The organism is Halioglobus sp. HI00S01, assembly GCF_001635445.1.
GTDB lineage: Bacteria > Pseudomonadota > Gammaproteobacteria > Pseudomonadales > Halieaceae > Halioglobus > Halioglobus japonicus.
Window position 1 is genome coordinate 1 of sequence record NZ_LWEE01000357.1, and the last position, 446, is coordinate 446.

The 446-nt window shown below is 54.9% G+C and carries 1 pseudogene; it reads left to right on the top strand.

Annotated features, from left to right (window positions below):
- Positions 1–208: 208 nt before the first annotated feature.
- Positions 209–446, top strand: a pseudogene (locus tag A3709_RS20925) (hypothetical protein); the annotation flags it as partial.

Sequence of the window (446 nt, forward strand, 5' to 3'; positions counted from 1 at the left end):
TGGGGCCAAACGCGGACGTTGATCAAACTTCTTTTCTTGCCGGCTTTATAGTCTCATAGATCATATCGATCTGGGGACAGAGATATAAAATCGCATATATGTCGTTGCACTCAGCGGGCACTCAAGCCTGCACACTGTCGCTGCGGGCAAACGGGTCTATGCTTTTATAATAGTCAACACGGAGCCGTCTGTGCGCTTGTATCGCCCTATGAATAGACCGCTCGAGTCAGCACTGCTTGACGCTATCGCCGATGACGCCACCATCGATGCAGCCTATGCCTGGCTCTGCCAGCAACGCCGTCGCTACCCAGCCAACGCCGATATTTGGCATCTGCGTTTTCATTGGCAGAGTCGTCGCCCCGAACTCATTGCGCAACTACGCAGCGGCGACTATCAATTCAGCCCGCAGCAGCGGCTGCTGAGTGCCAACGGCAAGCCCATCCACC